We start from the raw sequence: 22,561 nt of genomic DNA, 5'->3' as shown, positions 1-22,561 counted from the left end.
GCCACATCAATATAATGGTGGGCTGACACCTAATGAGTCTGAACGACTGTATTGGGAAAACTCTAAAACCGTGGCCAATTTTAGTTGACCACTACATAAGAAGCTCTCCTGACAGTGACAGTACTTTCAGCTTTTTTTTATTAGTGACAGGCCTAGGCTTTAGCTCATTTACAATCTTATTATCTTTAGTTACCAAAAACGTGGAATTTACGATAAAGCCGTCAGTAGTTATTTCATAGCTTCCGTGCATCTGGGCTGTTTTGGTATGTTTATAAAGATGGAGATCACCTCGTATCCACATATAATGCCAGCCATCGTCATAACTATCTTTAGTAATTTCTGTAACGGCTAAATCATCCCCTCCACTAAATCGATTAAGCATTTTAACTGAGCCATCTGGGTATAGCTTTACATAGTCGTACTTAAAATCTCCTAGTTCGCCGATTTTAAACACACCATTAACCCTAGTTTCATGTATAGGTAGCAATGCACACGACGAAAGTATCAGAGTAAATAAAAGAAATAATGATTTTTTTATCATTTATACAACCTGCTATAAGTAATTATTAAAAAGACAATAACTAACCGCGTAATGCAAAACTTCTTAAAAAAAATGTACCTTGACAACTGTCAAAATCACTTATGAACCTTTATTCATACGATAGAATAATACTCATACTTTCCCTTTTGCCTAACACCCTTGTTAAGTGACTGCCAAACCAGTGAACTCGCCAAGACCACCTTAGACGCTATACCCAATCAAAACAAAATCGACGCTGGCTATTGGCAATAGCATCACAATTGACCTCCACTCTGAAAAAGCCACGCGAGCACGTTGAAAAAACTGAGCTAGCTTGCATACGTCTATTTTGCTCATTTTATTGCTAATCACGCAATAACCCGTATTTAATATCAGTATGTACTTGTTAGAGTAAATTCCAGGATTTCACAATAACAACAACACGGGAAAACGAAACCGTGATGTGAGTGAAATAGCGCCTCATTGCGAGGTTCTGAAGCGGATAAATATTTCTACACAGCGCCCTACTACCGTATGTTATTCATCAATTGAAACTGTGGTAGGGTTTAACTATGTTCTCACTCCATTATTAAAATTATGAATATTGGTGAATTAGCTAAAAAAACCGGCTTAGCTCCTTCTAAGATCCGGTTTTATGAAAAGATAGGTCTGTTAAAAACAGTCAAGCGTAAAGCGAACGGCTATCGTACCTATCCACCGGAAGCAGTAGCAGTATTAGAAATGATTACTACAGGGCAGCAAGCAGGGTTCAGCCTCGATGAATTAGGCTCATTGCTTCCTGCTGACTTTTCTCAATGGAATCACGATCACTTGCGAAAAACGCTAAAACAAAAGGTTGAAGATTTGGAACAGATAGAACGCAGAATTGCGAGCAATAAAGCTCGATTGCTAGAGGTTCTGAAAGAGATTGAAGCAAAACCAGAAAATATGGACTGTGCTACCAATGCGAAACGAGTCATGTCTCAATTTGGCTGGGACATTTTGCCTCATCAATCCTCTCCGAAAGAAGACCAGTAAGGATAAGCCACCGTCATACGAACGTGTATTGTTTAAAAGCCGCGCAATTTCTCATTGACCTTAAACCAAGCTTTAACCTTAGGATGTTCCATAGAGAAAAAGAGAAATGTTAGGAGAAGTAATCTATGCAAACAATACTGGGAGCCAACGGACAGATTGGTCGAGAGCTAGCTGTCAGCCTTAAACAAAACTATACCAGCGATATTCGCTTGGTCAGCCGTCGTCCGCAAAAAGTCAACGACACCGATGTGCTATTCCAGGCAGATCTTCTCGACCCACAGCAAACTTTAGATGCCGTACAAGGATCCGAAATAGTTTACCTAACGGCAGGGTTACCGATGGATACCAAGTTATGGGTTGAACAGTGGCCAACATTAATGCGAAATGTAATCGCGGCATGTGAAACACACGGTGCTAAGCTGGTCTATTTCGACAATACCTATATGTATCCACAAACCGATACGCCTCAATTAGAGAACGCGCCTTTTGCACCTAATGGAATTAAAGGACAAGTGCGTGCTCAGATCACTAGCATGTTACTTGATGCGATGAAGCAAGGTTCAGTCGAAGCTGTTATTTGTCGTGCGCCTGAATTTTATGGTCCGGGTAAGACGCAAAGCATTACGAACTCGACCATTATCGACGCTCTTATTACAGGTAAAAGTGCCAAAGTCTTTTTGCGTGATGATGTAAAACGTAGCCTCATTTACACGCCTGATGCTAGCCGAGCAATGGCTCTTATCGGTAACACTCCAGATACGCACGGACAGACCTGGCACTTGCCATGTGACGACAACAGGCTTAATTATCGTCAGTTTATCGAACTAGCCGCAGAGGTATTTCAAGTTCAACCCAAATATCGCGTGCTTAAACGCTGGCAATTATGGCTTGCCGGTAAAGTGAGTAAGACCGTTCGTGATGCGGCAGAACTACTTCCTCGCTATGAGACTGAAAATGTTTTTGTCTCTGACAAATTTAAGGCTCGTTTCCCAGAGTTTAAAGTCACAACCTTCAAAGAGGGACTGCAAGTCATTTGGAATGATAGGCAGCAACAGCAACCTATTAATTTTAAGTAAAACAATGATCACTCATTCAGTTTCCGGTTTGAAAAAACCAAGGTTAAATAAAGATTATTGTTGCTTAGAAATAAAATGTTTTTACTCTATTCAGGAAAATAGGAATCACTGTGATGGCACAAACAGAACAACTAGAAAAGCTAACTGATTGGATGATTAGGACCTGACGAAACGCAACGTGAAGAGACAAAAACGTATGTCTGGGGAGAAGCCACAAATGCAGACGGTATCGTTTTGTGACAACTAATAGCTACGACCTGACCGTTACAGGCTCGCTCGCCATTGCTGAACACCTATTAAATCTCATTCATCAGCGAGAGTATACATGCCATCAACATCGATGGGTGCGAGCTCTTTTGAATCCCCCATTAGAATTAGTGAGTCAAACCTTTTCCTAGAGGGCTAACCGCACAATTGGGCGAAAGTCATTTAGGGGGCAGAATTTTTCAGCCCGACTAGGCTGAAACGAAGATGGACAAAAGCGTGCCATTGGATATTCTAAATTAGCATTTAATGAATAAGTAAATGTATGAAAAAGTCGCTTAGCTTGATTGTTCGTATTAATGGTACAGACTAGGCAGTTTAGCGTTACATAACCATTCGTTTCTCTTCAACCATAATCTTTAATTATAAAACTGCCTTAACTTCCTTAGCTGGTACCAAAAGAAACAACAGCGATGAACTGATGAGTAAAAAACCACAGGCTATCCAATTAACTACTATTCCGTATTGTTCAGATACATAACCTAAGAGTAATGACGCTACGACTGAGCCGATTGTTACCATAGATGAACTGATAGATAACATAGTCGAGCGTCGCTCCTCATCCGTATTATCATTTAGTAACACCATTTCGGAATTATTCCCTGCAGTAAAAAGAAAGAAGAAAATCAAATAACAAATTATAAATGAATAAACAGTGTCAGATAGTGCAAGAAAAATGAAAAACACACCAGATAGAGAACGAGTAACAAACAGCAACTCTCGGTGCGAGTTTTTAAATAAACGAATTAGTGGTACTGATAAAAGAGATGAAGTCCCAGCCATTAAAAAGTATAAAGCTGAAATAAAACCAAAAATTATAACACCGTATGCCTTATTGTTTATTACTTCAGAAAGGTATGGTTGCCAGTAAGCTTCTACGCTACTTAGTACAAAGCCGAACACTAGTGTTGTCTGCATTATTCTTTTCAAAATAATATGAGAAAATGACACACGGATCGCATTAAGACTATGGTGAATTAATTGTTTAAATTGTAATTTTGATGGGTTATATCGTTCAACTTTTTCCTCAGAAATTAATACAAAGGAAATGAAGAATAAAGAAAAATTTGCTATACACATAAGAATGAGATTTAGATCATAAATACTGTTAAGGTTTATCGAGAGACTTACGACATAATCTGGTAGCCACCCTCCAATAAGAGAACCAATAGCCAAACCTATTGTGACCATCACATTAACTATTGAAATTGCTTTGTGGTAAGTCAACTCCCCCCTGATTGTATGAAAAGTGTCATAGAACCACGCATCCAAGGTTCCTGAATAAATTGCCCGTGAAGTTCCTAGAAAAAATGCAGCGGTTATAATCAATAAAAAAGAGTCTGAAGCAAAGTATAGGGTCAAACAACCAATTACATTCACAACTAATGATAATAAGTATATGTTTCTTCTGCCATATTTGTCAGCTATTCCACCTAAAGGAATTTCTAGTGCAGCGGTACTCCCAACCCATACAGCCATTACAACTCCGATGTCTTGAAAGTTTAACCCACGCGATTGAAATATTAGGACTAATACAGGAATAGCAATTCCAATAATTGACCAATGAAGACCTTGATGTACACAGTATCTTTTCAGTAATGCTTTCTTATTCAAAAAACAGTCCTTCCCTTCCAATTAAACCCCGCTCACAATTAGTGGTGACTTGTGAGCGATTTCATTTTCCTTTCGCACTACTATGTAGCATTGTGATACCAAATATCAATTATTTATATTTTAGTATCGCTTTATGATACTTTGATGTTCATATTTTGTTAGAAAGGAATGAGAATGGAAGATCGTTTGACTACAGAAGTGTGTAAGTTATTAAAGAATGAACTTAAGCGTTGTGGAGTGTCATACAAAGAATTGGCAAAAGCGCTTGGTATATCAGAGGTAAGTGTAAAGCGTCTTCTCAACCAAACTCAATCAATGTCTTTTCAACGATTAGCCTTAATTACATCACTTATAGAATGTCCACTATCAAAACTGATCTCAAAGGCAGAAGAAATCATTCATACTCTTCCTCTATTTAGCAAAGCTCAAGATTTAGCCTTTGTTGATAACCCTGCGTTGTTCACTTTTTGGAGTGAACTCGCGGTCAAACGTCTTAGTGTCACTGATATAGTTACACAGTACAATCTGAATCAAGCTTCCACATATCGTTATCTAAGGTTGTTGGAGTCAGCTAATCTCATTGAGTTAGGAGTAAACAATCAAATTAAGCTGTTGCTCCCTGGTCACACTGCTTTTGATAAAGGAGCTCGTTTTCCATCTTACTTTACTCAGAAAAGGCTTGAGTCTCTGCAGGATCGAGTATTACGTGTAACTTCAGAAGATAGTGAAGCTTTTCTAATATCACTCAAAGCAGAATTAACGGTCAAAGAATTTCAAGAACTTAATGCGAAACTTGTAGATTGGATGTTTACAATGTTAAAGCAAACGATGTCCGTATCAGAAAGAATAGAAAAAGATCGAAACGAATATACGTTTGGCTTTATGGCTGCCAAAGGTTCATTTGGTAGTGAACTCCCTCCGCTGAACAACTTCCTAGACTAGAAAGTTAACAGGTTTAATAACTCACAAAATGCACAGTACAAAGGCTCGCCGATTCATTGATTGATAGACAAAGCTCGCTGGTTAATCGATATACGGAGTGGATTATCAAACTTGGACACCTCGTTGGATCAAATCTGTATTGACTATGACCAGTGCAGCCACGCCTCAGGACAAAATTGCTATGGACCATTGGCGTTAATGCCATTCATTAGGATAAGAGCATGTATCGTGAAATCTTAAACATGTGTTAGCACATAGACTATCGCTGCTTCATAAATGCGACGGCTAGCCCTGAAGAAACGAATGTCATACCTGCCCCAATATTTAACCCTGACGCTAGCTTGGGCTTGTTTCTGAACCAGCCAGATAATTGAGACGAGAACAACCCCATTAAACTAAATCCAACGGCTGTTAATACTGCGAACCAAACGCCATAACCGATCATTTGAGTTGTGACCGAGCCTAAGCTTGGATTTACAAATTGAGGGATAAAAGCAAGAACAAACATACCAGGCTTCGGGTTCAGCGCAGCGGATAGAAAACCCGTTGAGAAGATAACTTTCAGAGACTGTTTTTTCGTGGGTTCTAATGAGAACAGATTTCTCGAACGAAGCACCTTTACACCTAACCAAATTAAGTAAGCCGCTCCTGCCAGTTTTACAGCGTAAAACGCGACTTCCGAAGTTTGAATTAAGAGAGTCAGACCAAAGGTCGCTGCAACAACATGAAATAAGATGCCTGCCCCAGAAGACATGCCAGACACCACAGCAGCCAACCGTCCTTGACTTAAACCGCGGCCTATCGCGAGCAAGTTATCAGGCCCCGGCGAGAGAACCAGTAATACACATGCCAATGTATAAGTAACGAATACTTCTAATGGAAACATAAAACCGCCTTGTTATATTGTGAGTGCCACAACCCGCTCAAGTACTAAAAAACGCGACCACTCGACATAAACCCTAAAATGAGTTCAAACCAAAATTGCCAAGCCTTGCGAAAACGGTCATAGACGTTTCGCATCCACTCTATTTACTACTAGACATTGACCTTATATGTCAGATCGTTAACGTCATCTCCAGTCATGCCACGAAAACCCCAACAGTGCGGCGCTTGCTCTTTGATGGTGATTTCGATGTCTACCGGGGAGATGCCTAAGCGAGATTCGATATTGGCGAAAAGTGCCTTTATAAGCGCTTTTTTCGTTTCAGCTTTTCGCCCTTCCATCATATTGATTTCAATAACGGTATAAGCATCCGTACGACCCTCAGGATAATAGAAGTCAGATTTATCAAGAGGCACAATTCTATGAGCGCGCTTACTCTCGGGCAAACTCAACACTTGTGTCATAGACGCCTGAATGACATCTGACAATTGAGCTTTTATTGGGTTCAAATACTCTTTAATTCCATATATTACGACCACTATTCCTCCTTAGAACACATACCTAGTTAAGGTGTAAGGCGAGCAATGAGACTAGGCCGCCGCCTCTCACGTTATTCGATAGTAACGTTAAGTTCCACCATCCACTGTTTCTTTATTGTAAAACCTTACGATTGATAAAATTCAATGGCATTACTCTTTTGAATTAGGCATTAAGGCTTAAATTTGAATACCGTTGTTGAGCAAAAGTCGACAACGGAAATGGTACAACGGGAAACAGTTTACAGGTAGGTACGTTCACCTTGACGAGCAATATGACGTGAGCGTTGAATATCATCTTAAATAGAGGGAAATAAAGCGGAACAGCGATTCTGACTATCTCAAGATTTCTGATAATCGTACGTTTGTGTTCTTTGGTTAAAAAAGAGATGCGCTTTTCAGTTGGATAGCCCTTTTTGAAGCGAAGAAGGGAAGTTGACGCGAGTATAGTAGACACTAGAAGGATGTTTAAACAGGTACATAGGTATCACCTTTATGTATCAGTGACTTTAGTACCGTAGAAAAGAAAAAAACTGTTGAAAAATCAACAGCTTAGTTCATGAAAATGGCGGAGAGATAGGGATTTGAACCCTAGATACGCTATTAACGTATGCCGGTTTTCAAGACCGGTGCTTTCAACCACTCAGCCATCTCTCCTTTGCGGACATAATGATAGAGAGAGCCCTCTACCTTGTAAAGCACAAAATGGGCTTTGGGCGTTTAAGTGGTGATTAACTAAACAGTGGGTTTCAAACACAAATTTCGATAAATTGCCTAAATTTTTTGCGTAATACCTCTAATTTTGAAAACTCTAATAAAATAATGTTTTATTAGCAACCGCATGAAAAATATAAGAATTATAGGTTTCAGATAACGCATGTACGCCCGAAAAACATTGCACATAACTGTGAACTGCTTCAAAATTAATGCATTACCTATCTGGGTTAAAACTATTTTCTGAGGTTTGTATGAAAGTTGCGGATCTTTTTAAACATCGTAATGAGTCTAACTCTCGTCATCAATCCGAGCTTATGCAGTGGATGTCTCCTGCTATGCGCCAATATTGGGACGAGTTCCTAAATAAGGCGAATCGACGCGAATTGTTTGACAAATTGCGTGGATTCCAGCTTCCGGCAGTTAATGAAGATACCGTGACGCCGGCAGCAGAGAAGCCAATTGAGCTAAAGCCCGAAGCTCAAGCTGTATATGATGAACTTCAAACCCAATTGGGTGAAGTCATTCATACTGGTGACTGGATGATGGTTGATCAACAACGTATCAACCAATTTGGTGAAGTCACTGAAGATATGCAATGGATCCACACTGATCCTGAGCGCGCAGAGCAAAATTCTCCGTTTAAAACCACCATTGCACATGGTTTTCTCACTTTAGCTTTGCTTCCTAAGTTGACTGACAGCGTCAATCCAGACAACTCTTTGTTCCCAACCGCGAAAATGGTCGTGAATATTGGTTTGAATAAAGTGCGATTTCCTTACCCAGTCAAGTCTGGTAGCCGAGTTCGCGCTGTAAGTACATTATCTAAAGTGACACCGATTAAAAAAGGTTTAGAAGTTGAACGTGAAATTCGTGTCGAAATCGAAGGTGTGCGTCGTCCGGGTGCTGTCGTCGTTTCTGTGATTCAATTGCACTTTTAAGTTTCTTTGTTCTTCAAATATAAAAAAGAGAGCCTCATGTGCTCTCTTTTTTGTTATTGGCTATTTTTTCTTGGTGACGTAACCGTACTCTTCAATACGTTGCCTTGCTTGTTCCGAGTGCAAAAAGCTCAAAAAGCCTTGGCTTGATGTCGTCACTTTATTCTGTAAGTAGAGGATCAAGAAAGGACGAGCTAATTGATACTCTCCATTTCGAATGTTGTCGCTACTTGGCTCAACCCCTTCAAATCGCATCGCTTTTACTGAGCGGTCAACCGACCCCATAGAAATGAAGCCTATCGCTTGTTTATTATGATTGACGATGGTTTTCACCATGCTATTACTGTTCACTACTAAGTTGCTCGGATTAATGTCCGAGACTTCACGATCATTCACCACTTTGATAAGGCCTAACAGGCTTTCAAAGCTATAGCGAGATCCCGATGATGCCTCACGAGTGACCACAGCGATTTTTTGGTCAGGCCCACCTAGCTGTTTCCAGTTAGTAATTTTGCCTTTATAGATATTATAAAGTTGTTCTCGGGTGATATTTTCAATGGGATTCGCTTGGTTGACAACCACGGCCAAACCGTCATAGGCGAGATTGAAACTTTTCAGCTCCTGACTCTGCTCTGCTTCGGTCAGATAACGCGAACTCATACCAATGTCTGCGACCCCTTTTTTCACCAGAGTAATACCTGCGGTCGATCCTACCCCTTGCACCGCAATATAGTCTTCTGAATGCAAAGCGTTATAGTCTTCAGCGAGTATATCCATAACCCGCGCGACAGATGTTGAACCAGATACATTGATCTCTTGAGCGCTCGCATAGTGTGTCGACAGCGCCAACAAAACCACAGCGAGCCACGCCGTTTTTAACATACCAATCTCCAATATTGTTGATATCTATTACTGATTTTTATCGGTTGATGATATGTCGACGACGTTACAGTTTTGTGAAAACTGTCTAGTATTGGTGGGCTTAAAATGTATTGATAAAAAAAAGCCAGCCCATAGGCTGGCTTTTTATTCATATATTATCAATTACTTAGCAGTTTCTTGCTCTGTATTTTCTGTCGGTTCGCTTTGTGCAGGCGCATCAGCAAACACTTGAGTAGGTTTGGCAAGTAAGCTTCGATTTTCTAAGCTCACGTCAGCAAGAACCACTTCAAGGGTATCGCCTAAGCGATAGACCACTTGTTTGTCGATCAGTATCTGACCATTGTCCCCATCACACTCAATACGTTGCTTGTTATCCAGGATCATTGATCCCGGGATGAACGCCGCAGCACCGTTCTCAAGTAGACGAATTCGCATACCCGCACGATTGATATCGAAAATTTCGCCAGTAAAGCGTGTCTCTTTTGCCGGCTCTTGCTCTAGCGTTCGTGCATATAACCAATCCGCTACGTTGCGCTCAGCAATCTTATGGTGTTTACGATGCAAAGCAAGCTCTTCACCCACCGTTTCGTCTGCGGTTTGTACTGGCTCTTTACCCAATACGTGCGCTTTAAGTAGGCGATGGTTAATCATATCGCCGTATTTACGAATGGGTGATGTCCACGTTGCGTAAATGTCCAAGCCCATGGCGTAATGTGGCAAAGGTTGATTACCAATCTCGCTGTATGCTTGGTACTTACGAATGCGGTTATCAAGGTAAGTCGTATCTTGCTCACCCAACCAACGACGCAAATCAGCAAAGCCTTCTAACGTCGCGATGGATTCCGCATTAAAACGTTCTTCACCCTGTGGATTCACCAGCTCAACCACATCGTTGATCTTCTCTGGTTTGAAACCTGCGTGAGTGTTAAATACACCATGACCGAATGTGTTACGTAGGGTACGCCCCGCACAGATATTCGCGGTGATCATCGCCTCTTCAACTAAACGGTTCGCACTACGGCGCATATCTGCGTGAATCGCGACAACATCATTATCTTCACTCAGTTCGAAGCGGTAGTCTGGTCGATCAGGGAAGACGACTGCATGCTTTTGACGCCAATCAGCGCGTGCAAGTGAGAAATCATAAAGATCACGAACAACCGTTTCAATTTGAGGAGAAGGTTGCCATTGCTCACTGCTACCGTTTTCTAAGAAATCAGAAACGTGGTCATAAACGAGGCGTGCATGAGATTGAATGTTCGCGGCAAAAAAGCGGATATCATCGTTAATAACGCCATCTTTTCCAACGGTTACAGTGCAACAAAGCGCAGGACGAACTTCTCCCTCATGCAAGGAGCACAGTTCATCGGCCAAATCGCGCGGTAGCATAGGAATGTTACGCCCCGGCATGTAAATCGTAAACCCACGTTCACGAGCAACTTTATCCATCGCGTCATCAGGCGTGATGTAGGCGGTAGGATCCGCAATGGCGATAGTGAGCTCAAAGTCGCCATTGTCATTCTTCTTGGCGTAAAGCGCATCGTCCATATCTTTGGTCGATTCACCATCAATCGTCACAAATGGCACATGAGTCATGTCGACACGCTCTAGAGATTCGTCGTCTTTAAGCGCCCAGTTATCAATGCCTTCTGGCTCTTTATTTGGCAGGTCGTTTTGTGCCAACGTCACCCACCATGGCGCGATCTTGTCGTCAGCGTCAGTGATTTTTTTGCTGATCTCAACAAAAAAGCCGTTATCGCCTTTCAACGGATGACGAATCAAATGCGCAACAACCCAGTCACCCTCAGCAAAATCGTCGGTTTTCAACCCTTTTTTTACTTTGGCTTTTAGCGATTGCTTCTTCAGTTGCGGATGATCAGGTGCAACATTCAATTTGCCTTTAAACATCTTCACTCGACCAATGAAACGCTCAAGTGAAGGTTCAAGTAGCTCTTGCGGCTCAGCCACTTCACGCTCTTTCTCAGTACGAATGATCGCCATGACTTTATCGCCGTGGAGGCACTTTTTCATGTATGGCGGCGGAATAAAGAAACTGGTCTTACTATCCACTTCCAGAAAACCAAAACCTTTGTCTGTGGCTTTGATGGTGCCTTCTTTCTTGGGTAGGTTCTCTTGAATTTGCTGCTTTAACTGAGCAAGTAACGGGTTATCTTGAAACATCTTAACTTTTCTAATCAACACAATTGGGCACACTATAACATTGCAGTATTGGATTACTACCCAAAAGCAACGATTAATCAGCCTTTGTGGTCAATGTCTAAAACAAGTTATTGATGCAAAAAGCACCATAAGTGGCGTCAATATGTACAGTTTTATAAAAATAAAGAAAAAATTGTGATGAAATTCAATTTTTCCTAGCTTTTTTTATGCTTTTAAGGAATAATCCGCCTCCCTTAGACGTCCCAAATAGCTTACAGCGATTTAACACTTATCCGCGACTGAACTGAACAGAAGCATACTCTGGATTGGTATTGGAATTGGTAGAGCTCATGGGACCTGTAATTTGAACTATGTAAGTAGGATCCCAATGCAAGATTCTGTAATCCAGTTTAGTGAACTATCACTAAACGACTCTGTTTTATCTGCTCTAAACTCAATGGGCTTTGTATCTCCAACACCAATTCAAGCGGCTGCGATTCCTTTCCTATTGGAAGGTCGTGATGCTCTGGGTAAAGCGCAAACAGGTACAGGTAAAACAGCTGCGTTCTCTCTGCCTCTTTTAAATAAAATCGAGCTTTCTCAACGCAAACCTCAAGCCATTATCATGGCACCAACTCGCGAACTCGCTATCCAAGTTGCTGCTGAAATCAAAAACTTAGGCCAAAACATCAATGGTCTTAAAGTTCTTGAAATCTACGGCGGTGCTTCTATCGTTGACCAAATGCGTGCACTGAAAAATGGTGCGCACATTGTTGTTGGTACGCCTGGACGTGTAAAAGATTTGATTTCTCGTGAACGTCTACACTTGGATGAAACCCACACATTCGTACTGGATGAAGCCGACGAAATGTTAAAAATGGGCTTCGTTGATGACGTAACATGGATCATGGAGCAAGCCCCTGAAACGGCGCAACGTGTTCTATTCTCAGCAACCATGCCGCCAATGGTTAAAACCATTGTTGACCGCTTCCTACGTGACCCTGCTCGTGTGGACGTGGCTGGTCAAAACCACACCGTGGAAAAAGTCGAGCAACAGTTCTGGGTTGTGAAAGGCGTTGAAAAAGATGAAGCGATGGCTCGTCTTCTTGAAACCGAAGAAACGGATGCATCTATCGTATTCGTACGTACTCGCCAAGATACCGAGCGCCTTGCGGACTGGTTGTCTGCTCGCGGCTTTAAAGTTGCTGCACTGCACGGTGATATTCCACAGTCGCTACGTGAGCGTACAGTTGACCATATCAAACAAGGTGTGATCGATATTCTTGTTGCTACTGACGTGGTCGCTCGTGGTCTTGATGTGCCGCGTATCACTCACGTATTTAACTACGATATTCCGTTTGACGTTGAATCTTACATTCACCGTATTGGTCGTACTGGCCGTGCTGGACGTAAAGGTAAGGCGATCCTATTGGTTCGTACTAACCAAATTCGTATGCTTCGCACTATTGAGCGTGTGACCAAATCAAGCATGGAAGAAATTCAACTTCCACACCGTGATAAAGTGGCTGAGTCTCGTTTGGTTAAACTCGGTGCTGAACTAGAAGCAGAGAAAGAACACAAATCTCTAGAAAAATTTGAAGAGCTTGTCGCCAAGCTTCAAGACTCTCTTGAACTTGATGCACCAACTCTGGCGGCAATTCTGCTAAAACGCCAACAAGGTAAGCGCCCGCTGTTCTATGTTGGCGAAGACCCAATGGTTGCAGCGATTGAACGTGATAAGCAACGTCGTAAAGAGCGTCGTGAAAATGGCGGACGTCGTGAGTTTAACAACCAAGAGTGGGATACGTACCAACTGCAGGTAGGTCGTGAGCAAGGCGTACAAGTTAAAGATATCGTTGGCGCACTTGCTAATGAGCTTGGCTTAACTAAAGGCTCTATCGGTGCAATCAAACTTGAGCGCGGCGAAACCTACGTACAGCTACCAAAAGCCATGTCTTCTAGCGTAGCGAGCAAACTGAGCAAGCTGCGTATTCGTCAGAAAGAAGCTGGTGCTGTCGTTGTTGACTTTAATGACTTCCGTGAGCCTCGTGGTCGTCGTGATGGTGGTGGCGGTCGTCGTGACAACCGTGGTAATAACGGCGGTAACCGTGACGGTAACTTCCGTGGCAAACGCCAAGGCAGCGGTAACGGTAATGGTGGCGAGCGTCGCTTCGATCGTAACCGTGGCGGTGATTCTCGTGGTAACTACCGTGGCGAACGTGGCCACAACCGTCGTCACGAAGATTAATCGACATTATCTTATTAAGAAAAACCCCGCTAATGCGGGGTTTTTTATTGCTTATAAAACCTGCACATGCTCACTGTGAATGTACTTTATTCGCCATGCTCTCACGCGAATGCTGCGAACGCATAAAGAGTATTAATAATCCTATCGCCGCCACCATCGGAATTAGGCAAGCCATGAGTGCCGCTTTGTAGCCAAAGTATTGAGATACGATCCCCATCATACTGGTTCCCGCCATCGTCCCTACCAGCATTGAATTGGTATAAAATGCCGAGACTTTGCCGACAATATTCGGCGCGTTGTCTTGCATCAAACTAATACCCAGTCCAACAAAGATCCCAAAAAAGGTACCATTTAGAATTTGCAGTAAAAATAGCCCTAATTGGCTGTCCACCACTTGTAAACCAATATAAAAACACAGCGCTAGGCCAAACCCGGCCATCACCACTTTCTCTTTTCCAAACGATTCAGACCAACGCGCGGCAAGCAACATGACCGGAATTTCAACCGCCGCTGTCATCCCAAGCAAGATTCCAGGGAACGCTTTCGGCCACGCCAATTGCTGAGTCAAATACAGCGGCATTGCATTGATATAAGCACTATTCGCCATATTGGCGCAAAAGGTCATAACTCCCAACAACCAGACCGAGGCTGGCACATCTTTTAGGTTGAGACCTTTACGAGCAACATGCTGGCTGATAACTGGTTTCGGCTCATGAATCGCGTAAATAGTAATCGAAAACACCACCGCAGCGACAGCTGCAGAGAGATAAAAGGTGCCTTGGAAACCAAAGCGATCAATGGCAAAAAAAGCGATCGGAGGACCAAGGATCCACAGCAAAGAAACCGATGATCGCATTTGTGAATTTAAACGCGTGCTGTTTTTTCCTGTCGATTCTGCATAACGGCGAATCATGCCCAATATAATGGGAATACTCGATGAGCCAAGCGACATCAAGCACACTCCCACCAGCAGCGCATGCCAAAACTGATTCGCCAATGAAAAGCCCGTTGCGGCCAAACACAACGCGCCTAATGCTATAAGCAAAAGACGTTTTGCGGACGCGCCGCGGTCAGTAAGCCCACCGAGCATTTGACTGATCACGATCGTCGCCATCGCGGTTAACGTTGTATAAACCCCGATAAGCCCAGGTTTGGCACCTAATCCATCTACTAAAAATAGGCTCATGATTGGCAGAATAAATGAGAACGATAACGCCGCTAAGCCGTTAATCAGAAAGTAAGCACCTGTTTGTCCTCGAAAAAATTGCAAGGCGTTAATAACCAGCCTCCTTGGGCATTGACCGTAAACGTAAAAAAAGCGACTGAAAAGTCGCTGTAAAACTATACGCTCAAGGCTTTTAACGAGCAATAAGATGCCTGTGCTGCACTGGCTTAAACGTCAATTCGCTTGTAATATTCGATGCAATCGACACTTTCACCACTGACTTCGGCATATTCGTTAAGCATACCGCCTCGTTCAAACCCGACTTTCTCTAACACTCGCTGTGACCCCATGTTATCAACGGAAGCCAGTGCATAAAAATGGCGAATTCCCCACTCCTGCGCTGATTGCATGGCTGCCTTAGCCGCATAACTGGCCACGCCTTGACGGGTATGCCGCTCACCAATTCGGTAACCCAATGTTGCTTGCTTACGCCGCACACTGATTTCAGTAACGTTGACACGACCTATAATGTCTTCGCCCTGCATGATCAAAAACGGTAGCATTCGCTTGGCTTTATATTCTCGAAGAAAGAATGCTATTTGGCCTTCCACGCCTCTTATCGAATAAAAGCAAGGTTCACGGGGCGGGATGTGTTGCTCAAACCAAGTTCGGTTTGTTTTTTCAAATTCAAATAATGCGGGCGCATCTGAGAGGCTCAGTAATTTCAAATGGCGGCAGGTCATGTCGCTCCCAATCAATTCCTATTAATGACACTTTTGTCAGGGTTATTACCATCATAAAACACCATGACTAAACTGTCATTGTAAACATACCTTTAAAGCGCATGTCTTAAAAACGTCGAGAAACCCTTTGCTTAACTAACCATTTTCAATCCAGCGATAATCCATCTGTTTGGCTGTGCGTACCGCCAAAGGTTTATCCGCCAGTTGCGTGACGAGAAACAAGCTCATATCGATACCAGCTGAAATACCCGCCGAAGTTGTCCACTTACCTTGCGCGACCCAGCGGCGATCTTCAAGCACCGTCAGTGCCGGATATTGTCTAAGCGCATCAACATCCTCCCAGTGAGTGGTGACCTCTAATCCATCAAGGAGCCCAGCTTGAGCCAAAAGAAATGCCCCTGTGCAAACCGAAGCTACCCTTGGCGTATTAGGAGCAACCTGTTGAAGCCATGAAATAACCGGTTGAGACACCACTTGCTGGCGATGATCGCCCCCGACCACAATCAGTAAATCAAGTGCTGGATGGTTATTAATCGTATAATGCGGCTGGATTGGGAATCCGCCTCTCGCCTGAACAAGCTCGGCATGTTCGGCGATTAAAAACACCTGCCAATCATGACTAGCAAGTCGCTTAGCGGTGCTGAACACTTCAAAAGGCCCTGCAAAATCCAAAACTTCAGCCTCTGGATATACGTAAATTCCAATATTCAAGGTCGCTCCTTAACGGTCTGCTGGGTGATTCACGCCATCATTGACCACGACTTCGCCAAGTGCATAAGGGTTGACGCCTTCAAGGCAAGCCACATTGTAGCCATATTCACGGGGATTAGAACGACGTTGATGATGTGTGTAGATGCCACAGTGGCGGCAAAAATAGTGCTTGGCGGTATGAGTATTGAATTGGTAAAGGGTTAAATCCGCTTCACCTCTGATAATCTTGATATCATCAAGATTCACCGAAGCAACGATCGCGCCTTTGCGACGACATATTGAGCAGTCGCAGCGCCTAGGATTAACGATGCCATTTGGCAGGTATAACTGAAGCTCGACCGAACCGCAGTGGCAGCTTGCTGTGTGGCGTGTTTGTATTTGAGTATCGCCAACTTTTTTAATCATCGTTACGTCCTTGTCCTGTTGTCTCTATGATTGAAGCATCCAATGCCTAAACTCTCTATACGGCTAAGCGTTAAGATTGCTGGAGCGATTGAACGAATACATTCGCACTTCATCACGCACAAACCAACCCAATCGTTCGTAAAACGCTTGTGCCGACACATTTTCATTGAGTACAAACAAGTGGGTTTTCGGGACGCCTTGGCGCTCAAGGGCTGCAGTACTCAAATCAACCAAGCTTTTCCCAACCCCCTGCCCACGGCTCTCTGTATGCACCGCTAAATGCTGCAGATAACCGCGCCGGCCATCCGTTCCTACCAGAACAGCGCCGACCAGCACGTCACCATCAAACGCAACGAAACTGAGCCCGGGGTTATGCTGCAAGTAACGATTGATGCTTTCTACCGAGTCTGCATCTCTTAAGCGCATTGACTCGGTGTTGAGCCACAATTCGATGACGTGGGTGTAATCATCAATATGCATTTCCCTATAGGTGATCATCTGATTTGTCCTTATTGATACCTTGTTACTGATGGATGGATAACTTCGGCCACCGCGCTAACCATCGCTTCTGCTCCATGCGCTGTTTGAAGACATGAGGCTCTCTTGCTGGGTTCGCCGTAATGTGGCCATTTAGCAACGAGTTGAGCCCAAAACCGCTGATCACTTCGATCTCCCCATGCGGGTTCAGCCGCGCACCAACCGCCGTTTCCTGTTCTGGCCAAAAGCTCATTGCATCTTGGCAACTGGTATAAGGGCGATCACCATTTCGTAGATGCATTCGCGCTTGATTACGTACTTGCCAATCGATAGTTGGTTGCTGCGCTTTAAGCTGCTGCTCTAAAGCCATGTCATCCTCAGCCTTTGCGTTGGGATCAAAATAGATGACATCTACATCATTGAACGGTGTTGAACTTAGCCCATGAAGCTTGTCCCACACCATATTACGAATAACGCCAGCCGCTATCATGCCCTGAGGTAACTCTAGGCTTTTTACCGATGTGAGTAATGCCATTCGCTCAACGTCTTGGCTTAACCACAAAGCAACCAATTGCTGTTGCTGAAAATCGTTAAGCATTTACTTGCCAAACCAGTGTAAGGCAATACACATGATAAGAGGCGGGATTCCACTAATCAGAAAACGAATCACTAACGCGTGATTGGCATCTTCTCTCAAGAACGTGTCTCGCACTTTTTCATTGGACACATCGGCCAATTTTTCAGCGTCCCCCAGAGGCTCTCCTGAATGCCCCACACCGATACCGGGTGGATACATGTAAAGCAGGGTCGCAATGCCCCATAAAATAAACAACACAAAAAACGCATAATCTTGCCAGTAACGTAGGCCAAAGAAAGCGGTCGTTCGTTCGACAAGGTACAGAGACGCGAAGGCTATCAGATTCGCAATCACGCAAAAACGGACCAGTTTATACACCATGTTTTTATTCCACACTCATCACTCGTTAACGGCGCAGTGTATCCAATACCGCGCCAACATTTCAGCAAACACCTCACCGTAAATGACGCCATCAAATTGACCACCGTTCGCTTCAATCACACGACGAGAAGCGACATTGTCTTCACTGGCGGTCAATAACACGCGTTCAATGCCAAGATTGGATGCTTTTTCTAATGCTAAGCTCAACATTATCGTTCCATACCTGCGGTGACGCTGGCTTGGCGCAACATCATAACCGATATGGCCGCACTCATTGGCGAGAAAGGGATCATCAATGCGGTGACGAAGCCGAATGGCGCCGTAGATAACTTGGCCATCAAATAGCCAATAGTAACTGCAAGGTACATAGCCTTGCGGTAAGTTGCGCCCGAGGTGATGCTCACTTAGCTGCTGGGTATAACGCAAAAAATCTTTAGCGCCGGGTGAGTAAAACTCGGCATTTTGTGGATCATTGGTGAGCATATCTTGATAGAAATGCTCAAAGGCAGCTTGATGGGTTGCTCCAAGAAATACTAAATGAAGATTTGGGTCAGCTTGCGGTGGTGAGCACATCACAGTCATCTCTATAAGCTATTGAACTAGCAGATAGATTTCTCATGTCGTGCTCAGAGTGTCAAGAAATTCTATACCACGATCGATTTCGCTTGGGCACGCAGTTGATGGTAGATCGCTTGTGAGCTTTGGAGGTTCCACTGCCTCACGATACGTTGAGCACAAAAAAGATGAGGAAGTTCGTAAAGAGTAAGCGCACAGACTAATAATAATGCGGAGCGAAAACCCAAAGCTAGGAGTACGATCGCAACGACCAGAATGCACAGCTCGATCGCAAACAATAGGTATTTACGAAGATAAAAATGATGAACGCCACCGAGAAACAGCCAATTCAACGCAGCGTATGTATCTGGGTCTTTGAGCTGCTTTGATTGCAGTTTAAAAAAATCTTTACGTTGGCTTTCTGGAAGCGTTTGCGCTTTGGCCCTAAGCAACTCTTCTTCCATCTCTATCCGTTCAATTGATTCAAACCACGCCATCATGGCACCTCATCCACTATTTTTTCTACTAAATCAGGTTGGTTGCAGCGGCGAATACGCTTGATTCCCATTGCCCAACCTCTCAGAGCACCGTATTTAGCGATGCACTGTTTGGTATACTCAGAGCAACTCGGCTCAAAGTTACACTCTAGGTTTAGCAGCTTTTTCGACCCACCACGTGACTGATAGTGGCGGATCGCGACTATCGATAACTGCTTAAACACATTAACGGCCTAATGTGACAATTACAGCTTCACGTTGCCAAAACAGAAGATAACGCTTCTTTTCTACAACTTGAAACACCACTTGCCAACCGTCTTGCGCATAGCCATTAAGTTCGGCTTCCATACGCTGAAGTGGAAGACCACTTGCACCAAGCAACAATGTACCACACCCACCTTCAACAATATGGACGACTTTGTATTCTTTATATTGGGACATACTGAATAACCTTTGAACTATTTTGTTTATGATTAAGAGAATAGAAGCGTATGCATAACATTTCTCAATTATGGCTGACAACCGATCGCTGTCCACGACACAAAAACGCGCTGTGATAAAGCACTCTCTGCGTGATGTCTTATTTATTGTGTATGCGTGTTGGTCATCATCGTCGGTGTGACACGTTTTCCATACACAACCGAGCCATCATTAAGATCTTCAACCCAGTAAAAAATGCGCACAAAATTCCCCTCTGGCTTGGTAATGTAATCCACTAGGTATTTGTGATCATTCACGAGCTGAATTTTTGATAGGAACAAATTAAAGTCAGGGTTTCCATCACGCCAAAGATATAGCGTTTGCTCACCTTCAGGCAATCTTATTGCGTTGGGAAATCCACTTAACCCTAATCTTAAGTATTTGATGCCTGATAGCTTCTGTCTATTCACTTTAGTGAAGTAAACGCTATGTGCACCATACACTACTGGGGAGTTATCTTCGACTTGGCCAATAGTTTTGACTTCATACTCTTCTTCCATTTCGCCTTGGACAAAAGCGGGCCCACACGAACAACCGGTCAGAAGAGCGCTTAATACGCCTATAAGTATCCATGTTTTCACAACAACCACCTAAACAACCATTTGTTTTCTTTATGTAATATCAGCGATGCCCTCCAACGGCATTCGCTAAAGCTAAAAGGCGACAGCTTAGGTTATGTGATTAAGTGGTCTGTTCTGTTGTCAGGAGTATTGATTGATATTTCTGTGCGCAATCCAACGGTTGCCTTTCATGGTAAAGGCCACCAATGCCAACACGGCAATAACTGGCATGACGACGAACCATAATGAAATTTGGCTACCCACCAGTAGATTGAGCAACCCGACAAGTAACCCGGCAGTCACACCGATAAAGGCAATCGCAGACACCACCATCGATTTCAGGTTCTTCTTGTTGGGCTTTCGAATACTGAGCGACGTTAAGCAGTTAGCACAACGAATTGAGCCTCCTTGATCCAACTTCATCATGGTTTGACTGTCGATATGTTGCTCATGTTGACACTCTGTACAAACAACGGAATATTCGTGATTCATCATTGCCTCACCTCGTTAATTACCAATGCCAATATGGCGTCAATTACAACAAAAGATGAATCATCACTAATGGGAAATGTCGAAATGTCCCAAAAAAAATCCAAAGTTTTCACTCAAATGTGATATTGCTTCGAGGAAAATAAGCAATAAAAGCGGCGGTTAATCTCTAATCTGAGACGCAACGACAGTCGGTTGTTTCTCAAACTCTTGCTGAAGCTGTTGCTTTTGCCGCTGTTTCACAGCCTGCCAGCTTTCATCCCCTTCAATCGCGGAAACACGCTGCTCATATTTTCGATAAGCGCGAGCAAACACTGATTCGATGGTAATTTTATTTTGATGCTGCAATGCATTCATAGCATTGAGATAGTTCCAAAGTATGTCCGCCAACTCATCTTCCAAAAAGCACCAGCGCTCTCTGGGCAGCTCCTCTTCAACTTCGTCGACTTCCTTTTTTATATCGTCGAGATAACGATGGGCTCCTCCCCATTTGTGCTGTTGATCGAATTGATATTTTCGCTCAACAATTGCCAATAACTGAGCAATATCTTGCAGAGTGCTTTCAATGGCCATTGGTCACGTCCTTTGCAATAACTGGGTTTAATCGACAATCTCAGTGGTCACCTTGGTCAATACCGAGTTGGCAATAAAGCAGTGCTCGTGCGCTAGGTGATGCAATTTTTCCAGTTGCTCTGTACTCGGTTGCTCGCCAGAAAATACCACTTTAGGCTTTAACACCACTTCAGTGACGGCTGTTTTGCCGTCACTGGCACGCGTTTCAAGCACCCCTTCTGCCGTATCGACATAAGAGTCGACCACATAACGACGCTTCGCCGCGATTCCTAAAAACACCAGCATATGACAACTTGATAGGGCAGCAATAAAGGCTTCTTCAGGGTCAACATTTGCCTCGACGGACAGAGGTAACGGAACCACATGCGGCGATGACGACGCCGGGACAATCACCCCGCCATCAAATTCCCACTCATGACCTCGGCTGTATTGATTATCGGAAAAGATTTCCTGTTCTTGGCGCTGCCAGCGCACCGTCGCGAAATATTGTGACATCGAAGATCCTTTTCTCTTTCCTTAAGGGAGGTCGTTAAGTTGAAAGTGGTTCGAGCCACTGATTCGCGGTACTGAACCATTCTTCTTTTAAGATGCCATATTTTACGGAATCATAATACTTTTGATTGTAGAACCGCACTTTACGCAGCCGCGCTTCTTGGCGCATTCCTAGTTTTTCGGCGCACCCCATCATCCGGTGATTCCCAGACCAGGTGGTTAACCCGACTCTGGCAATATCAAGATGGTCAAAAAGATAGGTTATCCACTGAGTTAAAGCACGAGGCGCAATCCCTCGATGCCAGAACGTTGAATCATAAATAATGACCCCCATTTCCAGCCAATGCGTGGCTTCACATTCCCAGTAATAGCTGACGGTACCAACTGGTTGACCTTCATAGGTAATAAGCTGAGCGCTCTCGCCTTCCCTTAGCCTGGCAAACAAGTCAAATCCAAACTCTTCGATACTCGGCGTTTGGTAAGGAAAGTAGGGACCATTGAAATCGGTCCAGTGTGGATCAGCGGTGATCAACTGGTATAAGCTTTGTAACTCATTTTCGCGCGCTGGACGCAGTGCGACTTTACTGTTTACTTCCATAAGCGACAACTTCATTGATTAAACGGTGAAGGTAAAAGGTGGG

At 43.6% G+C, this 22,561-nt stretch carries 27 protein-coding genes and 1 tRNA gene; 5 read left to right on the top strand and 23 right to left on the bottom strand.

Features of this window, described 5'->3' with window-relative positions; genetic code table 11:
- Positions 1-91 precede the first annotated feature (91 nt).
- The gene (locus tag ACFFUV_RS22160) at positions 92-454 is read right to left on the bottom strand and encodes a hypothetical protein (protein ID WP_390197669.1); all 363 of its coding nucleotides are present in this window, start codon (positions 452-454) and stop codon (positions 92-94) included.
- A gap of 663 nt (positions 455-1,117) precedes the next feature.
- Here ACFFUV_RS22160 and ACFFUV_RS22155 point away from each other — a divergent pair.
- Positions 1,118-1,558, top strand: a complete 441-nt coding sequence (locus tag ACFFUV_RS22155; RefSeq protein ID WP_390197666.1) for a MerR family transcriptional regulator — start codon at positions 1,118-1,120, stop codon at positions 1,556-1,558.
- 125 nt (positions 1,559-1,683) lie between these two features.
- A complete protein-coding gene (locus ACFFUV_RS22150; RefSeq protein ID WP_390197664.1) occupies positions 1,684-2,634 on the top strand; it encodes an SDR family oxidoreductase in 951 nt (316 codons plus the stop codon).
- A 627-nt stretch (positions 2,635-3,261) separates the two neighbouring features.
- On the opposite strand, the gene ACFFUV_RS22145 is transcribed toward ACFFUV_RS22150, so the two are convergent.
- A complete protein-coding gene (locus ACFFUV_RS22145) occupies positions 3,262-4,512 on the bottom strand; it encodes an MFS transporter (RefSeq protein ID WP_390197661.1) in 1,251 nt (416 codons plus the stop codon).
- Positions 4,513-4,686: 174 nt separating this feature from the next.
- Between ACFFUV_RS22145 and ACFFUV_RS22140 the strand changes: the two genes are divergently transcribed.
- Positions 4,687-5,454, top strand: a complete 768-nt coding sequence (locus ACFFUV_RS22140; RefSeq protein ID WP_390197658.1) for a helix-turn-helix domain-containing protein — start codon at positions 4,687-4,689, stop codon at positions 5,452-5,454.
- Positions 5,455-5,713: 259 nt separating this feature from the next.
- On the opposite strand, the gene ACFFUV_RS22135 is transcribed toward ACFFUV_RS22140, so the two are convergent.
- The 3 genes from ACFFUV_RS22135 to ACFFUV_RS22125 form a co-directional block, all read right to left on the bottom strand.
- Entirely contained in the window at positions 5,714-6,340 is a 627-nt protein-coding gene (locus ACFFUV_RS22135) for a LysE family translocator (protein WP_390197655.1), read from the bottom strand.
- A 149-nt stretch (positions 6,341-6,489) separates the two neighbouring features.
- On the bottom strand, positions 6,490-6,876 hold the full coding sequence (locus tag ACFFUV_RS22130; protein WP_390197652.1) for a tautomerase family protein: 387 nt from the start codon (positions 6,874-6,876) through the stop codon (positions 6,490-6,492).
- Positions 6,877-7,439: 563 nt separating this feature from the next.
- A tRNA-Ser gene (locus ACFFUV_RS22125) sits at positions 7,440-7,530 on the bottom strand.
- 311 nt (positions 7,531-7,841) lie between these two features.
- Here ACFFUV_RS22125 and ACFFUV_RS22120 point away from each other — a divergent pair.
- Positions 7,842-8,528 carry a MaoC family dehydratase gene (locus tag ACFFUV_RS22120; protein WP_390197648.1) on the top strand — a complete coding sequence of 229 codons (687 nt, stop codon included), beginning with the start codon at positions 7,842-7,844 and terminating at the stop codon, positions 8,526-8,528.
- 60 nt (positions 8,529-8,588) lie between these two features.
- Here ACFFUV_RS22120 and ACFFUV_RS22115 read toward each other — a convergent pair whose 3' ends face one another.
- Both ACFFUV_RS22115 and rnb read right to left on the bottom strand, forming a co-directional pair.
- Positions 8,589-9,407 (bottom strand): phosphate ABC transporter substrate-binding protein, encoded by an 819-nt coding sequence (locus tag ACFFUV_RS22115; RefSeq protein ID WP_390197645.1) that lies wholly within the window; start codon positions 9,405-9,407, stop codon positions 8,589-8,591.
- A gap of 162 nt (positions 9,408-9,569) precedes the next feature.
- A complete protein-coding gene (rnb, locus tag ACFFUV_RS22110; protein WP_390197643.1) occupies positions 9,570-11,588 on the bottom strand; it encodes an exoribonuclease II in 2,019 nt (672 codons plus the stop codon).
- A gap of 367 nt (positions 11,589-11,955) precedes the next feature.
- Between rnb and ACFFUV_RS22105 the strand changes: the two genes are divergently transcribed.
- Positions 11,956-13,815 carry a DEAD/DEAH box helicase gene (locus ACFFUV_RS22105; protein ID WP_390197640.1) on the top strand — a complete coding sequence of 620 codons (1,860 nt, stop codon included), beginning with the start codon at positions 11,956-11,958 and terminating at the stop codon, positions 13,813-13,815.
- 70 nt (positions 13,816-13,885) lie between these two features.
- Here ACFFUV_RS22105 and ACFFUV_RS22100 read toward each other — a convergent pair whose 3' ends face one another.
- The 16 genes from ACFFUV_RS22100 to ACFFUV_RS22025 form a co-directional block, all read right to left on the bottom strand.
- Positions 13,886-15,085, bottom strand: a complete 1,200-nt coding sequence (locus ACFFUV_RS22100) for a sugar efflux transporter (RefSeq protein WP_390197637.1) — start codon at positions 15,083-15,085, stop codon at positions 13,886-13,888.
- 122 nt (positions 15,086-15,207) lie between these two features.
- Positions 15,208-15,723, bottom strand: coding sequence for a GNAT family N-acetyltransferase (locus ACFFUV_RS22095; protein ID WP_390197634.1), 516 nt, complete (start codon positions 15,721-15,723; stop codon positions 15,208-15,210).
- A gap of 135 nt (positions 15,724-15,858) precedes the next feature.
- On the bottom strand, positions 15,859-16,434 hold the full coding sequence (locus tag ACFFUV_RS22090) for a DJ-1/PfpI family protein (RefSeq protein ID WP_390197632.1): 576 nt from the start codon (positions 16,432-16,434) through the stop codon (positions 15,859-15,861).
- Between the two features lie 9 nt (positions 16,435-16,443).
- Positions 16,444-16,839 (bottom strand): GFA family protein, encoded by a 396-nt coding sequence (locus ACFFUV_RS22085; protein ID WP_390197630.1) that lies wholly within the window; start codon positions 16,837-16,839, stop codon positions 16,444-16,446.
- Positions 16,840-16,902: 63 nt separating this feature from the next.
- Entirely contained in the window at positions 16,903-17,337 is a 435-nt protein-coding gene (locus tag ACFFUV_RS22080) for a GNAT family N-acetyltransferase (RefSeq protein WP_390197627.1), read from the bottom strand.
- Positions 17,338-17,362: 25 nt separating this feature from the next.
- Positions 17,363-17,914, bottom strand: a complete 552-nt coding sequence (locus ACFFUV_RS22075; protein ID WP_390197624.1) for a nucleotidyltransferase family protein — start codon at positions 17,912-17,914, stop codon at positions 17,363-17,365.
- Positions 17,915-18,274 carry a hypothetical protein gene (locus tag ACFFUV_RS22070; RefSeq protein WP_390197621.1) on the bottom strand — a complete coding sequence of 120 codons (360 nt, stop codon included), beginning with the start codon at positions 18,272-18,274 and terminating at the stop codon, positions 17,915-17,917.
- Positions 18,275-18,292: 18 nt separating this feature from the next.
- Complete coding sequence (locus ACFFUV_RS22065) at positions 18,293-18,847, bottom strand: GNAT family N-acetyltransferase (protein ID WP_390197678.1); 555 nt, start codon at positions 18,845-18,847, stop codon at positions 18,293-18,295.
- Between the two features lie 71 nt (positions 18,848-18,918).
- The gene (locus ACFFUV_RS22060; RefSeq protein ID WP_390197618.1) at positions 18,919-19,329 is read right to left on the bottom strand and encodes a hypothetical protein; all 411 of its coding nucleotides are present in this window, start codon (positions 19,327-19,329) and stop codon (positions 18,919-18,921) included.
- The gene (gene yidD / locus ACFFUV_RS22055) at positions 19,326-19,550 is read right to left on the bottom strand and encodes a membrane protein insertion efficiency factor YidD (protein WP_390197615.1); all 225 of its coding nucleotides are present in this window, start codon (positions 19,548-19,550) and stop codon (positions 19,326-19,328) included. Before yidD ends, ACFFUV_RS22060 begins: the two co-directional genes overlap by 4 nt.
- Position 19,551: 1 nt before the next feature.
- Positions 19,552-19,767, bottom strand: coding sequence for a DUF4177 domain-containing protein (locus tag ACFFUV_RS22050; protein WP_390197613.1), 216 nt, complete (start codon positions 19,765-19,767; stop codon positions 19,552-19,554).
- Positions 19,768-19,910: 143 nt separating this feature from the next.
- The gene (locus ACFFUV_RS22045) at positions 19,911-20,387 is read right to left on the bottom strand and encodes a hypothetical protein (RefSeq protein WP_390197610.1); all 477 of its coding nucleotides are present in this window, start codon (positions 20,385-20,387) and stop codon (positions 19,911-19,913) included.
- A gap of 120 nt (positions 20,388-20,507) precedes the next feature.
- A complete protein-coding gene (locus ACFFUV_RS22040; protein WP_390197607.1) occupies positions 20,508-20,861 on the bottom strand; it encodes a hypothetical protein in 354 nt (117 codons plus the stop codon).
- 156 nt (positions 20,862-21,017) lie between these two features.
- On the bottom strand, positions 21,018-21,410 hold the full coding sequence (locus ACFFUV_RS22035) for a MazG nucleotide pyrophosphohydrolase domain-containing protein (protein WP_390197675.1): 393 nt from the start codon (positions 21,408-21,410) through the stop codon (positions 21,018-21,020).
- A 45-nt stretch (positions 21,411-21,455) separates the two neighbouring features.
- A complete protein-coding gene (locus ACFFUV_RS22030; protein WP_390197605.1) occupies positions 21,456-21,923 on the bottom strand; it encodes an OsmC family protein in 468 nt (155 codons plus the stop codon).
- Between the two features lie 34 nt (positions 21,924-21,957).
- A complete protein-coding gene (locus ACFFUV_RS22025; RefSeq protein ID WP_390197602.1) occupies positions 21,958-22,518 on the bottom strand; it encodes a GNAT family N-acetyltransferase in 561 nt (186 codons plus the stop codon).
- Positions 22,519-22,561: the final 43 nt, after the last annotated feature.

Origin of the sequence: Vibrio olivae, assembly GCF_042428525.1 — a bacterium.
GTDB classification, from domain to species: domain Bacteria; phylum Pseudomonadota; class Gammaproteobacteria; order Enterobacterales; family Vibrionaceae; genus Vibrio; species Vibrio olivae.
The sequence above is the reverse complement of the archived record's forward strand: the minus strand, read 5'-3'. Positions and strand labels throughout refer to the sequence as shown.